This is a genomic window from Sphaerotilus sp., from assembly GCF_013299175.1.
Taxonomy (GTDB): Bacteria; Pseudomonadota; Gammaproteobacteria; order Burkholderiales; family Burkholderiaceae_C; genus Sphaerotilus.
In genome coordinates this window covers 17812-32153 of sequence record NZ_JAAFKF010000017.1, presented here as the reverse complement: position 1 = coordinate 32153, position 14342 = coordinate 17812, and the positions used below count along the sequence as shown (strand labels likewise).

Sequence of the window (14342 nt, the reverse complement as noted above, 5' to 3'; positions counted from 1 at the left end):
AGAATCGGTGCCCTGTTCCGCTGTCCCTGTCCTTGCCATGCCCGCACCTGCTGTTGCCACGCCGCCTGACCTGCCATCCTTGCTGGCGGCGCTGGGGCGCACCTCCTCCCTGGTCGAACTGGCGGTGCTGGCAGGCGTGCTGCTGGCGGGCTGGCTGACCGTGTGGGGACTGCGGCGCGGGGTGCAGGACGCGCCCGACCCGCGTTCGATCTGGTTCGGCGCCCATGTGGTCGATGGGGTGCTGTTTCCGGTGCTGGCGCTGGCGCTGGCCTATGTGGCGCGGCGGGTGCTGCTGGATGCGGGGCATGCGCTGGGGGTGTTCCGGCTGGCGATTCCGGTGCTGCTGTCGCTGGTGGCGATCCGGCTGAGCGTGCGGGTGCTGCGGCTGGCGTTTCCGGCGTCCCGGCTGGTGCGGGTGGTCGAGCGGACGATCTCGTGGTTCGCGTGGCTGGGCGTGGTGCTGTGGGTGACGGGGCTGCTGCCGGCGGTGCTGGACGAACTCGACGACATCCAGTGGAAAGTCGGCGCCCACCCGATCAGCCTGCGCAACGTGATCGAGGGCACGCTGTCGGCGGGCTTCGTGCTGGTGGTGGCGCTGTGGATCTCGGCGGCGCTGGAGGCGCGGCTGCTGGCCGGTGCGGTGGGCGCGCAGTTGTCGCTGCGCAAGGTGGCGGCCAATGTGCTGCGGGCGGCGCTGCTGTCGGTCGGGCTGCTGCTGGCGCTGTCGGCGGTGGGGATCGACCTGACGGCGCTGTCCGTGCTGGGGGGGGCGCTGGGTGTCGGCATCGGGCTGGGCCTGCAGAAGCTGGCGGCGAACTACGTCAGCGGCTTCGTGATCCTGGCCGAGCGGGCGCTGCGCATCGGCGACCTGGTGAAGGTGGCCGAGTTCGAGGGTGTCATCACCGACATCACCACCCGCTACACCGTGATCCGCGCCGCCTCCGGTCGCGAGGCCATCGTGCCCAACGAGACCCTGATCACCACCATGGTGCAGACCCTGTCGCTGGCCGACCGCAACGTGCTGCTCAGCACCGTGGTGGGTGTGGACCACGGCACCGATGTGGCCACGCTGCGCGAACGCTTGACCACGGCGATGGCCCGTGTCCCCCGTGTGCTCTCCACACCGGGACCGGCCGCCCACCTGACTGCCCTCGGCGCCGAGGCGCTGGAGCTGACCCTGTACTTCTGGATCGCCGACCCGGAGAACGGCCAGGGCAACGTGCGCTCGGAGGTGAATCTGGCCGTGCTGGAGCTGCTGCGGCGCGAGGGTGTCCTGCACCATGCGCTGCCTGCCGCGTCCGCGTCCGTGCCCGTGGTCGCTCCGGTCAAGGCGCCTGCAGCGGGATCTGGACCGTGAACCGGCTGCCCTGACCCAGGTGGGTCGCCACCGTCACCCGCCCGCCCAGCACCTGGGTGCAGAAGTGGTGGCACAGGTGCAGGCCGATCCCCGTGCCGCCCCGGCCGCGCCGGGTGGTGAAGAAGGGGTCGAAGATGCGCGGCAATACCTGCGCGTCGATGCCGCGGCCGTTGTCGAGGACGGTGATCTGCAGCAGGCCGCTGTGCGGATCGATCTGGCTGCACACGCGGATTTCGGCCGGCTGTCGGCGCGGGGGCGCGGGGGTGATGTCCGATTCGAAGGCGTGCAGTTGCGCATTGCCCACCAGGTTCTCGACCACCTGCCCGAGCGGGCCGGGGTAGCTGTCGAGCACGATGCCCGGCGCGGACTCGATGTGCAGCGCCACGGCCGGCGCCATCTGGCGCGCCACCAGCAGCCGCCGCACGTCGCTGAGCACATCGTCCAGCGCGAACACCCGCCGCTCGACCGCGCCCCGGTCCACGGCGAGCTGCTTGAACAGGCGGATCACCTGTCCAGCGCGGCCCAGGCTGTGGTCGATGATGTCCAGCCCGGCACGCTGGTTGTCGAGCACGGCGCGGAGGTGCTGCGGTGCCAGCCCGTCCGCGCCTGCGCTGCGCAGGGCGTCGTCCAGCCGGCGCGTCATCGCCGAGGCCGTGACCGTGGCGCTGCCGAGCGGCGTGTTCAGCTCGTGGGCCACGCCGGCCACCAGCAGGCCCAGCGAGGCGAGCTTTTCCGCCTGCACCAGCTCGGCCTGCAACTGCTGCAGCCGCTGCAGCGACGCCTCGGCTTCGGCCTTGGCGGCAGCGAGCGCGCGGTGGTTGGTCTGCAGGTCGGCCAGCAGCCGCTCGCGCTCGCGCTCGATCTGGCGGCGCCGGCCAGTGGCCCAGACCGCCAGCCCCAGCACCACCGCGCTCGCGCCGCCGCTCTGCCAGGCGCTGGCGCTGCGCAGTTGTCCCACGGACTCGGCCGGCACATGGGCGAGGAAGTACCAGGGTTCGGACGCCAGCCGGCCGGGGCCGGGTTCGGTGGGCAGGAAATCCTGGAAGTACCACATGCCCTCGGCGCTTTCGCGCCGACCGCGGCCCTGTTCCCGCATCGACTGCCACAGGCTGGGGTCGGTGTAGGACAGGCCGGGCAGGGAGGAACCTGCCTCGACCGGCCGACCGTCCGGGCCGATGGGCTGCAGCGGGTTGATGCCGCTGCTGTCGAGCGCCTGCAGTTGCGTCAGCAGCCGGCGCAGGTCGAGTGTCACCACCACCATGCCGCGCTGGCGCCCCCGCCCGTCGTAGACCGGTGAGGCTGCGCGCAGCCAGAGGGTGCCGCCGCGGCGGTCGAGTGGCGTGAAGCGGGCCTCGGTGGGCAGCAGGTTGGACAGCGAAGGCAGCCACGGCTCGGTCTCGGTGCGCCGCAGCCGCGGTGACTCGACCAGGGTGGCGATGCCGTCGCTGTTGTCGATGCGGCTGCGCTCGCGGCCGGTCTCGTCCACCCAGGCGATGCGGGCATAGGGGCGCGAGGCGCGGGCGAAGGTCAGCAGCGCCGTGCCGGTGGCGGGCAGGTTGTCGGCGCTGATCGCTGCGGTCAGCGCCGGGTTCTGGCCGAGCACCAGGGCGTCCCGCGACAGGTTCGACAGCTCGCTGCTGGTCAGCGCCATGCCCTGCTCGATCAGCAGGCGTGCGCCGTTGCGCAGCGGTGTCAGCCGCAGGTCCAGCAAGCGCAGATAGCTCAGCGATCCCGCCACGCACACCACCACCACCCACGGCAGCAGCCGCAGGCCGAGCACCCGCACTTCGCGTTTCCAGGTCGCGGGGGGCGCCGGGGCAGGGGGCAGCGCGGCCGTCACCGAGGCGTTCAACCGTGGCCGGCCGTGACCGGCTGGGCGGGCAGGTGGCCGTGGGTGCGCAGCCAGTCGGGCAACGCGGCCACCGGCATCGGCGCGCCGAAGAGCAGGCCCTGCGCCGCCATGCAACCGCTGCGCACCAGCCACAGCCGCTGCGCATCGGTCTCCACCCCTTCGGCCAGCGACTTCAGGCCAAGCTGGCGCGACAGCGTGACGATCATGTCGGGCAGCGTCTCGTGGTCCGGGCGCTGGCCGATCTCGCCGAGGAAGGCCCGGTCGATCTTGAGCCAGTCCAGATCGAAGCTGCGCAGCCGCGCCAGCGACGAGAAACCGGTGCCGAAATCGTCCAGCGCCACCTCGAAGCCGAGCTGGCGCAAGCGGGCGAGCTGCGCGGCGGCGCCATCCGGGTCGAGCATCACGGCGCTTTCCGTCACCTCCAGCTCGATCGCCTCCGGTGGCACACCCTGGTCGGCGCACTGGTCGGCGATGTCCTGTGCCAGCGTCGGGGCGGCCAGTTGCAGCGCCGAGAGGTTGACCGCGATGCGCAGGTGCCCCAGCCCCAGGGCCTCCAGCACCCGCCAGGCATGGCAGGACTGCTGCAGCACCTGCGTGAACAGCGCGGTGATGTGGCCGGATGCCTCGGCCAGCGCGATGAAGGTGACGGGCGAGACCTCCTGTCCGCGCCGGTCGGTCCAGCGGGCCAGCGCCTCGAAGCCCTTGAGCGTGCCGTCCCGGAGCCAGACCTGTGGCTGCAGCGCGATGCGGATCTCGCCCGCCCGCAGCGCCTCGTGCAGCGCCTGGCCGAGCCGGTAGTTGTCGCGGGCGGCGGCCTCCATGCCCGGGCGGTAGGCCACCTCCTGGCCCCAGCCGCGCCGCTTGGCATCGTTGAGCAGGTAGCGGGCGGTGGCCAGGATCTCCTCCGGCGGGCCGCTGAACAGCGCCAGATCGACCCGCGCCCCCGTCAGGTGCAGCACGGCCGAGAAATGCCCGTCGCTCACGGTGATGCCCTCGCTGCGGTGGCGGTGCAGGGGGGTGTCGAGCTTGTCGCGCGGGCCGAGCAGGGCGAAGGTGTCGTTGTCCATGCGGGCGACGAGCACCTCCGGGCCGGCCTCGTCGCGCAGCCGCTGCGCCAGCGCCTGCAGCAGCCGGTTGGTGGTCTCGAAGCCGAGCATCAGGTTGAGGTTGGAGAACTGGTCCACGTCCTCGAACTGCAGCACCATCGTGGACAGCCGCTCACCCGCGGCGTGCATCATGCGCAGCAGTCCGTTGCGGTTGGGCAGCTCCGTGAGCGGGTCGTGGTAGGCCAGCCGGTCGAGCTTGGCGATCAGCTCCAGCCGGTGCATCTGGGCACCGACATTGGCCACCAGCAGTTGCACCATCTCGGTCTCGTTCGGCGCGGGAGGCTGCCGGCGTGGCATCCACAGCGCGAACAGCGTCGCCAGATCGTCCGGGCGGCCAGGGCTGGCCGTGGTCGAGAGCGCGGACGAGGGGTGCAGCGGCATGAGCAGATCGAGCGCGTGCGCGGGTGCGGCGGCCATGCCGGGGCGGTGCGTCAGGGCCTGCTCGATGCGCTGCACCTGGGCCGGATCCCCCAGCGCGTCGAGCGGTCGGCCCTGCAGCTCGGCGAAGCGGCCGGTGGCACCGATGACGAGCGCAGCGGTCGTGTGCGCTGGCCACATCACCACCAGACCTTCGCCCGGCAGCCCGAGCAGCCGCGCGACATCGACCAGCAGTGCCTGGCTCAAGCCCGTGAGGTCGGGCACATGGCTGGCGCCATCGACTGCGGCGAGCAACTGTTCGAGCTGCCGGCGGGTCTGCAGGGCTTCCTGGATGAACTGGTGGCTGCGCAGGTTGGCGTTGAGGATCGCTTCCAGCCGGTCGCTGCCGAGTTCGGTCTTGTGCCAGTACTCGTTGACATCGAGGTTGCGCATCACGTCGCGCATCGGCGCCATGCCCGGCTGGCCGGTCAGCAGCACGATGCGGATGTCGCGCCGCCCCATCCCCTCGCGCACATGGCGCACCAGCATCAACCCGTCGTCGTCGTTCTCCATGACCACGTCGAGCAGCAGCAGGGCGATGTCGGGGTGTGCGACGAGCAGGGCGCGTGCCTGGGCGGCACTGCCGGCCTGCAGCAGCGTGATGTCGCGGCCCTGGAACTGGTAGCCCTCCAGGGCAAAGGCCATCGACCGGCGAAAGACCACGTCGTCATCGACGGTCAGCACCTTCAGCTCCGGGGCATTGGCCAGATGGCGTGGCCATGCGGGGGTCGAATTGGCAGGGGAAGCGGGAAACGTCAAGGTCAAGTACGACTCCGGGCAAGGCCCATGCCGCTCGCGGCGCAGGCGGGCAGGGCCGCGTGCCCCCCATGTGCAGTCTGTCTCAGGCTCCCGGACTTGGCAATTACTCAAGGCTGATGCCCGGTCGCCGATATTGGAAACAACAGGTTTTCTGGGCCTCCATGTCGGTCGATTTCTCCTCCACGCGCGGCTTGACGGCCAGCCGGGTGCTGCACAGCCGGCTGGCCCGGCGCATCGCCTTGAGCGTCCTGCTGGCGGTGGTGCTGCCGCTGGGGCTGCTGGCGTTGCTGGGTGGGCAGGTGCTGGAGTCGCTGGCCGACCGCTTCTCGGCCCGCGAGCGGCTGGTGCTGGTGCGAACCGTGGCGCAGCAGGTGGCGGCCCACCTCGGCAATGACCGCACGCTCATGGCCGCCTGGCCGACCGAGTCACCGGGGCTGGAGTCTGGTGCCGACCCGCGTGACGCCGGCGTGCGCAACCGCTTGCCGGGACTCGGGATGCAGTTCAAGGAGGCTGCGCTCGTGGGCCGCGATGGCCAACTGCGCTGGTCCACCAGCGGCTGGCCGGGTCCGCTGGCCGAAGTGGTCACGGCACTGCCCGCTCCTGCCCGCACCGCGCGCAGCCAGTTGCTGTCCCATGAGCGCAATGGACAACTCCAGCTCGTTCTCGCCCAGCCCCCGCGGCCCGACGGCACCCGCTGGCTGGCCGAACTCGCCACCGAGGCGCTCTGGCAGCCGGTCACGGCCGCCGAGGGATCCGAGGAGGCCAACTACTGGTGCGTGCAGAACGCGCAGGGTCTGCGCCTGTACTGCCCGCCGCCCGCCACGGACAGCGCGGGTCGGGGTAGTCGGGGCCGGCTGCTCGGCGTGGCGATTGCCGATCGGGTCCACACCGGCTGGACCTTGCCGCTGGACGCCGACTATGGCGACGGCGACTGGCAATTCGATCTGGTGCAGGTGCGGGTGGCTCCCACGGTGCTGGAGCCGGCGTTGACCGGGCCGCTGGTGGGGGGAGCCTTGTGCGCGTTGTCGGGGGTGTTGCTGGCCAGCAGCGTGCTGATCCGCCGCACGCTCGGCCCGCTGCAGCGCCTGCAGCAAGGTGCCCGGCAGCTCGAACAGCGTGCGCCGGGCGTGCGGGTGGATGTCGGTGGTCGGGACGAATTCCGGGATCTGGCGCAAGCGTTCAACGAGATGGCGGGTGCGGTCGATGCGCAGTTCCAGTCGCTGGAGCTGCTGGCGTCGATCGACCGGGACATCGTGGGCCACCGGGCGGTGGACGAAGTGTTCCGGCGTGTGCTGGTGCAGGGCCTGCCGGGGTTGGGTGCGGCGGTGATGGGGCTGGCACGGATCGAGTCGGCACGGGTACCGCGGCTGCACCTGCAGTGGAACGACGAGGCGTTTGCGCACAAGGTGCGGCGCAGCGTGCGGGCGCTGTCACCCGCCGAGGTCGAGGCGCTGCTGGGGGTGACGGTGGACACGGTGTGGCAGCCGAGCGGGCCGAGTCTGGCCTCGGCGTGGTGCGCGCCGATGCGACAGGACAAGGATGCGCCGCTGCAGGCCCTGCCGCTGCGCTGGCAAGGGCGCACGCATGGACTGCTGCTGCTGGGCTGGACCACGGAACCCGCGTTGCAGCGCCTGCGCGAAGCGGCCGAGTTGCGCGACCGGCTCTCGGTGGCACTGGCCTCTCACCAGCGCGAGCTGGAGCTGACCTGGCAGGCCCGCCACGACGACCTCACCGGCCTGCTCAACCGCAATGGCCTGCACCAGGAACTGGACGCGCTGCTCGCCGCGGACCCCGCTGCGGGTCCGGGCGCACCTGCTACGGCCACGCTGGCGGTGCTGTTCATCGACCTGGACCATTTCAAGACCGTCAACGACAACCTGGGGCACAGCCTGGGTGACGAGCTGTTGCGCCAGGCCGCCGAGCGCCTCGAAGCCTGTGCCCCGACGCGGGCAGTGGTGGCGCGGCCTGGGGGTGACGAGTTCGTGCTGGTGCTGCCAGGCGCGAGTGACGCGGCGGCGATCGAGGTGGCCAGCGCCGTGTGCCGGCGCATGGCCGTGCCGTTCACGCTCAGCGGCAAGGAGCACTTTCTCGGGGCGAGCATCGGCATCGCGCTGGCACCGGTCCACGGCAACAGCCGCATCGACCTGCTGCGCCACGCCGACATGGCGATGTACACCGCCAAGGATGCCGGCCGTGGGCGCCATGCGATGTTCGAGGAACCCCTGGACGCGCGGCTGCTGGAGCGCAGCGCGCTGCTGGCCGATCTGCGCCAGGCCGTGGCACGCAAGGAGCTGGTGCTGCATTTCCAGCCGCGGGTCTGCGTGGCCGACGGCAGCATCGTGTCCGCCGAGGCGCTGGTCCGGTGGCGCCACCCCGTCCGCGGTCTGGTGCAGCCGGGTGTGTTCATCCCGCTGGCCGAGGAGTCGGAGCTGATCGAGGTGATCGGGCTGTGGGTCATTCGCGCGGCGTGTGCCCAGTTGGCGCGCTGGCGGCGCGAGGGCATGCCGCTGCAGCGGCTGTCGGTCAATGTCTCGCCGCGCCAGTTGCAGTCCGGCCGGCTGCTCGAAGAGGTCGAGGCGGCGCTGGTCCAGCACGGCGTGCCCTGGAACATGCTGGAGCTGGAGGTGACGGAGAGCCTGCTGGTGGGCGACGCCCGCTCGGCCAGCGAGCAGCTCAGTCGCCTGCGCGAGCGCGGTGTGCTGATCGCGCTGGACGATTTCGGCACCGGCTACTCCTCGATGGCGACACTGCGCAACCTGCCGATCGACGTGATGAAGGTGGACCGGGCGTTCGTGCAGGATCTGAGCGACGACCCGTCGGCGCTGGCCGTGACGCGGGCGATCCTGACGCTGGCGCAGGCGCTGGGCAAGCACACCGTGGCCGAGGGCATCGAAACCCAGGCCCAGGCCGATACCTTGCGCCAGCTCGGCTGCGACGAGTTCCAGGGTTTCCTGTTCAGCAAACCGGTGCCGGCGAAGGAGTTCGCGGCGCTGTGTCGCTTCTCGGCTCAGCAGCATCCTGTGGCGTCACTCGCTGCACCGGCCTGAGCACAGCCACGGCAGATGCAGGCCAGCCCGCGCTGCGCCGCCGGGACACGGGCCAGCACTTCCGCCGGAATCCGCACCGCCGTACACCAGCACGGGCTGTCGAACGAGCCGGACACCGCTGGCGCGCAGCCGTTCGGCCCGCCGCAGAGCGGACAGGCCGTGGCTGGCCGCGGGATGGGGGAGGTCACGCCTCGACGACCGGGATCTTGCCGATGCGGGCCTGCCAGAGCTTCGGGCCGGTGATGTGGGCGCTGGTGCCGCCCGCGTCCACGGCCACCGTCACCGGCATGTCCACCACGTCGAACTCGTAGATGGCTTCCATGCCCAGATCGGCGAAGCCGACCACCTTGGCGGCCTTGATCGCCTTGGACACCAGGTAGGCCGAGCCGCCGACCGCCATCAGGTAGGCCGACTGGTTGTCCTTGATGGCCTGGATGGCGACCGGCCCGCGCTCGGCCTTGCCCACCATCGAGATCAGGCCGGTCTGCTCCAGCATCATGCGGGTGTAGCCGTCCATGCGGGTCGCCGTCGTCGGGCCGGCCGGTCCCACCACCTCGTCGCGCACCGGATCGACCGGGCCGACGTAGTAGATGACGCGGTTCGTGAAGTCCACCGGCAGCGTCTCGCCCTTGGCCAGCATGTCGGCGATGCGCTTGTGGGCGGCATCCCGACCCGTGAGCATCTTGCCGTTGAGCAGCAGCGTGTCGCCCGGCTTCCAGCTCGCCACTTCGGCCTTGGTCAGCGTGTTCAGGTCCACGCGCTTGCTCTTGTTGTAGTCCGGCGCCCAATGCACGTCCGGCCACAGGTCCAGGCTCGGCGGCGTCATGTAGGCCGGGCCGGAGCCATCGAGCACGAAGTGGCCGTGGCGGGTCGCGGCGCAGTTCGGGATCATCGCGATCGGCTTGGAGGCGGCGTGCGTGGGGAAGGTCTTGATCTTCACGTCCAGCACCGTCGTCAGCCCGCCCAGCCCTTGCGCGCCGATGCCCAGGGCGTTGACCTTCTCGTACAGCTCGATGCGCAGTTCTTCCAGCTTGTTCTGCGGGCCGCGGTCCAGGAGTTCGTGCATGTCGATGTCCTCCATCAACACTTCCTTGGCCATCATCACGGCCTTCTCCGCCGTGCCGCCGACGCCGATGCCCAGCATCCCCGGCGGACACCAGCCCGCGCCCATCGTCGGCACCGTCTTGAGCACCCAATCGACGATGCTGTCGTTCGGGTTGAGCATGGTCATCTTCGACTTGTTCTCGCTGCCGCCGCCCTTGGCCGCCACGATCACGTCCACCTTGTCGCCGGGCACCACCTCCATGTGGACCACGGCGGGCGTGTTGTCGCGGGTGTTCTTGCGGGCAAAGATCGGGTCGTCGAGCACCGAGGCGCGCAGCACGTTGTCCGGGTTCAGGTAGCCCTGGCGCACGCCCATGTTCACGGCGTCGGCGATCGAGCCGGTGAAGCCCTCCCACGTCACGTCCATGCCGATCTTCAGGAACACGTTGACGATGCCGGTGTCCTGGCAGATCGGGCGACGGCCTTCGGCACACATGCGGCTGTTGGTCAGGATCTGGGCGATCGCGTCCTTGGCGGCGGGCGATTCCTCGCGTTCGTAGGCGCGGGCGAGGTGACTGATGTAGTCGGCCGGGTGGTAGTAGCTGATGAACTGCAGCGCGGCAGCGACGCTTTCAACCAGATCGGCTTGGCGGATGGTGGTCATGGGGGATCTCGGGTCTCTTGGCGAATCGCCCGGTGGGCGGCTGGGACAGGAACGGTACCGCGATGTTGCGCGTTTCGACTTGCGGCGAGTTTACTCAAGGCGTTTCAGTTTCAGCCGGAAGTGGTCGATACGATAAGCTCCCTGCGGTCTCGTCCCCATGTCACCACGTTGGGCGATGGGGCGCATTGCAGCCCGGGGGCTTGCTCCGGTTGATCCACAGAAGATTCAGAGCACGTGCTGTCCATGACTCCAGGCGACACCGGGAACCCTCCACCGCTGCCACCTCCGCCCAGGCGCTGGCCCGCCAGACTCGCCAAGTGGTCCGCCGGCGTCGCTGTGCTGGCCGGTGTGTCGTACCTGGCGCACGTCGAGATGCGCTCCTCGGCGTTGCAGGCGCGCTTCTTTGCTGATTGGGCCGCCAAGCTGGGCCATGCCCTGCAACCGCAGCCAGCGACCGGCAGCCGCTACCCCAAGTCCGGCCCCAGCGACGACCGCATGGGCTACACGCACCTGCCCGACTTCCTCGCCAGCCTGACCGGCCGTGGCTACCAGGTGGTGTCGCAGGCCCAGCAGTCGGCGGCCCTGCAGGATTTCATGGCCCGCGGCTTCTTCCCGCCGTACCCGGAAAAGGTCCAGGCCGGCCTGACGCTGCTGGACTGCCGTGGCGAGCCGCTGTTCCGCTCGCGCTTTCCGCTGCACACCTACGCGGGCGCACAGGACTTGCCGCCGCTGGTGGCACAGACCCTCGGTTTCATCGAGAACCGCGAGGTGCTCGACACCAGCGAGCCGCGCCACAACCCGGCCATCGAATGGACGCGCCTGGGCAAGGCCGTGCTGGACCAGGCGGTCGCCGTGGCCCACGAAGACCACGCCGCTGCCGGTGGTAGCACGCTGGCGACGCAAACCGAAAAGTTCCGCCATTCCCCCGACGGCCGCACCTCCTCTGCCCGGGACAAGTACCTCCAGATGGTGTCGGCCTCCGTGCGCGCCTACCGTGATGGCGAGGACACCGTCGCCGCCCGCCACCGCATCCTGCAGGACTACCTCAACAGCCTGCCGCTGGGTGCGCAGAAGGGCTGGGGCGAAGTCCACGGCGTCAACGACGGGCTGGCGGCCTGGTACGGCGTCGATGTCGAGGCGGCCAACCGCCGGCTGCGCGAACCCGGCGAGCAGGAGGCCGGGCTGGCCGAGCGCGGTCTGGCGTTCCGCCAGGTGCTCAGCCTGATGATCGCGCAGCGCCGGCCGGGCCACTATTTCGGCCCTGGTCACGCGCAGTTGCTGAACATGACCGCCAGCTACACCCGGCTGCTGGCGCAGGAAGGCGTCATCGGCCCGGCCTTGCGCGACGCCGCACTGGCTGCACCGCTGGCCGTGCGCAGCGCCTATACCGGCCCGGCTGCCGGCATCGAGTTCGGCGAGCGCAACGCCTCGACCCTGCTGCGGGTGCAGCTCTCGGCGATGCTCAACACGCCGCGCCTGTACGAACTGGACCGCTTCGACCTGCGCGCCACCAGCCACCTGGACGGGCGCCTGCAGCGGGAAGTCACCGACCTGCTGAACCGGCTGCGCGACCCGCAGGCGGCCAAGGACGCCGGCCTGCTCGGCTTCCAGTTGCTGGAGAAGGGCGATCCATCGAAGCTGCTCTACAGCTTCACCCTCTACGAGCGCGGCGAGGGCATGAACCGCGTGCGGGTCCAGACCGACAACCTCGACCAGCCCTTCGACATCAACGGCAGCGCCAAGCTCGAACTCGGCTCCACCGCCAAGCTGCGCACGCTGACCACCTACCTCGACATCGTCACCAAGCTGCACCAGGACCATGCCGGGCTGGATGCGAAGGCGCTCGCGGCGGTCGAGGTCGGCCCGAAAGACCGGCTCTCGCGCTGGGCCGTGGACTGGCTGAAGACGGCCAAGGACCGCTCGCTGGCCGCGATGCTCGAAGCTGCCATGCTGCGTACCTATTCGGCCAGCCCCGGCGAAACCTTCTTCACCGGCGGCGGCGCGCACGTCTTCGCCAATTTCCACAACGCCGACAACGGCCGCATGCCCACGCTCTACGAGGCGCTGCGCGATTCGCTCAACCTGCCCTTCATCCGGCTGATGCGCGACATCGTCTACCACCACCTCTACAACGCCGCTAACCCGGCCGCCGACATCCTCGAAGACGAGGACCACCCGCGCCGGCTGGAACTGCTCAAGCTCTTCATCAACAAGGAAGGGCGCCAGTTCATGCGCAAGTTCTACCAGCGCCACCACGACAAACCGGTCGAGACGGTGCTGGAGAATATGGCTGCGGCGGTGTCGAAGACGGCGCCGCGGTTGGCCGTGATCTACCGCTCGGTGAACCCGGCGGGCAGCTTCGAGGACTTCAGCGCCTACCTCGTCCACCAGATGCCCGGCACGCCACTGCCGCCGGACTACCTGCGCAAGCTCTACGACCGCCACGCGCCGGGCAACTACTCGCTGGCCGACCGCGGCTATCTGGCGCGGCTGCATCCGCTGGAGCTGTGGGTGGCCGACTACCTGCGCCAGAACCCCAAGGCGGCGCTGGACCAGGTGCTCGATGCCGGTGCGGTCGAGCGCGAGCAGTCCTACAACTGGCTGCTGCGCAACAAGGCGCGGCGCGGGCAGAACAGCCGCATCGTGCAGTTGCTGGAGATCGAGGCGTTCGCCAAGATCCATGCACAGTGGAAGCGGGTGGGGTTTCCGTTCGAGACCCTGGTGCCGTCGTATGCGACCGCGATCGGCAGCTCGGGCGACCGACCTGCCGCGCTGGCGGAGTTGATGGGCATTCTCGTCAACGACGGACGGCGGCTGCCTGCCACCATGCTGGACTCGCTCCAGTTCGCGTCCGGATCGCCCTATGAAGTGGCGCTCAAGAAAAAGCCGGCCGAGGGCGAGCAGGTGCTGGCCCCCGAAATCGCCGCGACACTGCGCAAGGCGCTGGCGCTGGTGGTGAGCGACGGCACCGCTCGGCGCATGAAGGGTGTGCTGGACGAACCCGGCCAGGCGCCGATGGTGATCGGTGGCAAGACCGGCACCGGCGACAACCGGCTCAACACCTACACCCGCGGCGGCGGGCTGCTGGCCTCCAAAGTCACCAGCCGCACGGCGACCTTCGTGTTCTACCTCGGCCCGCGCCACTTCGGCACGCTCACCGCCTTCGTCCTCGGCCCCGAGGCGGGCAGCTACAAGTTCACCAGTGCCTTGCCCACCCAGATCCTGAAGAACATGGCGCCGCTGCTCAAGCCGGTGTTGTCGGGGGTGTCGGCGCAGGCGTGCCCGGCGGGTGCATGAGCCTGTCCGCCCACGCGATGGCGATGGCCGAGGCGAGGAATGCGATGTGGATGACCGTCTGCCACATCAGCGTCTTCTCGCTGTAGTTCTCGGCGTTGATGAAGGTCTTGAGCAGGTGGATCGAGCTGATGCCGATGATGGCCGTGCCCAGCTTGACCTTCAGCACCGAGGCGTTGACATGGCTCAGCCACTCCGGTTGGTCCGGATGCCCCTCCAGGTTCAGCCGTGACACGAAGGTCTCGTAGCCGCCCACGATCACCATGATCAGCAGGTTCGAGATCATCACCACGTCGATCAGGCCCAGCACGACGAGCATCAGCACGGTCTCGTTGAGTCCCTCCAGCGGTACCGTGCTCTTGTAGCCGATGCTAGACACGAGGATCTGCAGCGCGTGCTGGTTGCCCAGTGCGGCCTCGATCAGGTGGACCAGCTCCCTCCAGAACTGCAGCACATAGACGGCCTGTGCCAGGATGAGCCCCAGGTACAGCGGGAGCTGCAACCAGCGGCTGGAAAAGATGAGCTTGGACAGCGGCGAGGTAGGTGCGGTCAGCGGTGCGGGAATTTGTGCCATGGACGTGTCAGGGTGTGTGTCCGGATGGACGCATCAGCAGATGGAGAAATGGGTGAAAACACGGGAAAACCAGCGGATTCTAGTGGGGTGATCGTGTCAGGATGGCGCGCGTTTTCTTGATCCAGCTCCAGCCCCCACAGGAATGAAATTTGCGGAGTAAGGGGTTCGTAAGAGCCTCTCCCTAATGTGGGGGGCAGCATTTTTTCACTGCATTCCACCGCAGGAGAC

Annotated in this window: 8 protein-coding genes; 3 read left to right on the top strand and 5 right to left on the bottom strand. The window is 69.5% G+C overall.

What is annotated here, in order from left to right; genetic code table 11:
- The first annotated feature begins 37 nt into the window (after positions 1-37).
- Complete coding sequence (locus QZW52_RS04925) at positions 38-1357, top strand: mechanosensitive ion channel family protein (protein ID WP_293995911.1); 1320 nt, start codon at positions 38-40, stop codon at positions 1355-1357.
- On the opposite strand, the gene QZW52_RS04920 is transcribed toward QZW52_RS04925, so the two are convergent.
- On the bottom strand, positions 1326-3209 hold the full coding sequence (locus tag QZW52_RS04920; protein WP_293995909.1) for a sensor histidine kinase: 1884 nt from the start codon (positions 3207-3209) through the stop codon (positions 1326-1328). The two genes, QZW52_RS04925 and QZW52_RS04920, sit on opposite strands and share 32 nt — an antisense overlap.
- A complete protein-coding gene (locus tag QZW52_RS04915; RefSeq protein ID WP_293995907.1) occupies positions 3206-5497 on the bottom strand; it encodes a GGDEF/EAL domain-containing response regulator in 2292 nt (763 codons plus the stop codon). The genes QZW52_RS04920 and QZW52_RS04915 overlap by 4 nt, the downstream gene beginning before the upstream one ends.
- 155 nt (positions 5498-5652) lie before the next feature.
- Between QZW52_RS04915 and QZW52_RS04910 the strand changes: the two genes are divergently transcribed.
- On the top strand, positions 5653-8538 hold the full coding sequence (locus QZW52_RS04910; RefSeq protein ID WP_293995905.1) for a putative bifunctional diguanylate cyclase/phosphodiesterase: 2886 nt from the start codon (positions 5653-5655) through the stop codon (positions 8536-8538).
- On the opposite strand, the gene QZW52_RS04905 is transcribed toward QZW52_RS04910, so the two are convergent.
- Together QZW52_RS04905 and QZW52_RS04900 are read right to left on the bottom strand one after the other, a co-directional pair.
- On the bottom strand, positions 8499-8654 hold the full coding sequence (locus QZW52_RS04905) for a cysteine-rich CWC family protein (protein ID WP_293995938.1): 156 nt from the start codon (positions 8652-8654) through the stop codon (positions 8499-8501). The genes QZW52_RS04910 and QZW52_RS04905 overlap by 40 nt on opposite strands.
- A 68-nt stretch (positions 8655-8722) precedes the next feature.
- Positions 8723-10246: a fumarate hydratase gene (locus QZW52_RS04900; RefSeq protein WP_293995903.1), complete on the bottom strand. Its 1524-nt coding sequence runs from the start codon at positions 10244-10246 to the stop codon at positions 8723-8725.
- Positions 10247-10489: 243 nt separating this feature from the next.
- On the opposite strand from QZW52_RS04900, the gene QZW52_RS04895 reads away from it, so the two are divergent.
- Positions 10490-13543 carry a transglycosylase domain-containing protein gene (locus tag QZW52_RS04895; protein WP_293995901.1) on the top strand — a complete coding sequence of 1018 codons (3054 nt, stop codon included), beginning with the start codon at positions 10490-10492 and terminating at the stop codon, positions 13541-13543.
- Here QZW52_RS04895 and QZW52_RS04890 read toward each other — a convergent pair.
- A complete protein-coding gene (locus QZW52_RS04890; protein WP_293995899.1) occupies positions 13491-14114 on the bottom strand; it encodes a TIGR00645 family protein in 624 nt (207 codons plus the stop codon). The two genes, QZW52_RS04895 and QZW52_RS04890, sit on opposite strands and share 53 nt — an antisense overlap.
- Positions 14115-14342: the final 228 nt, after the last annotated feature.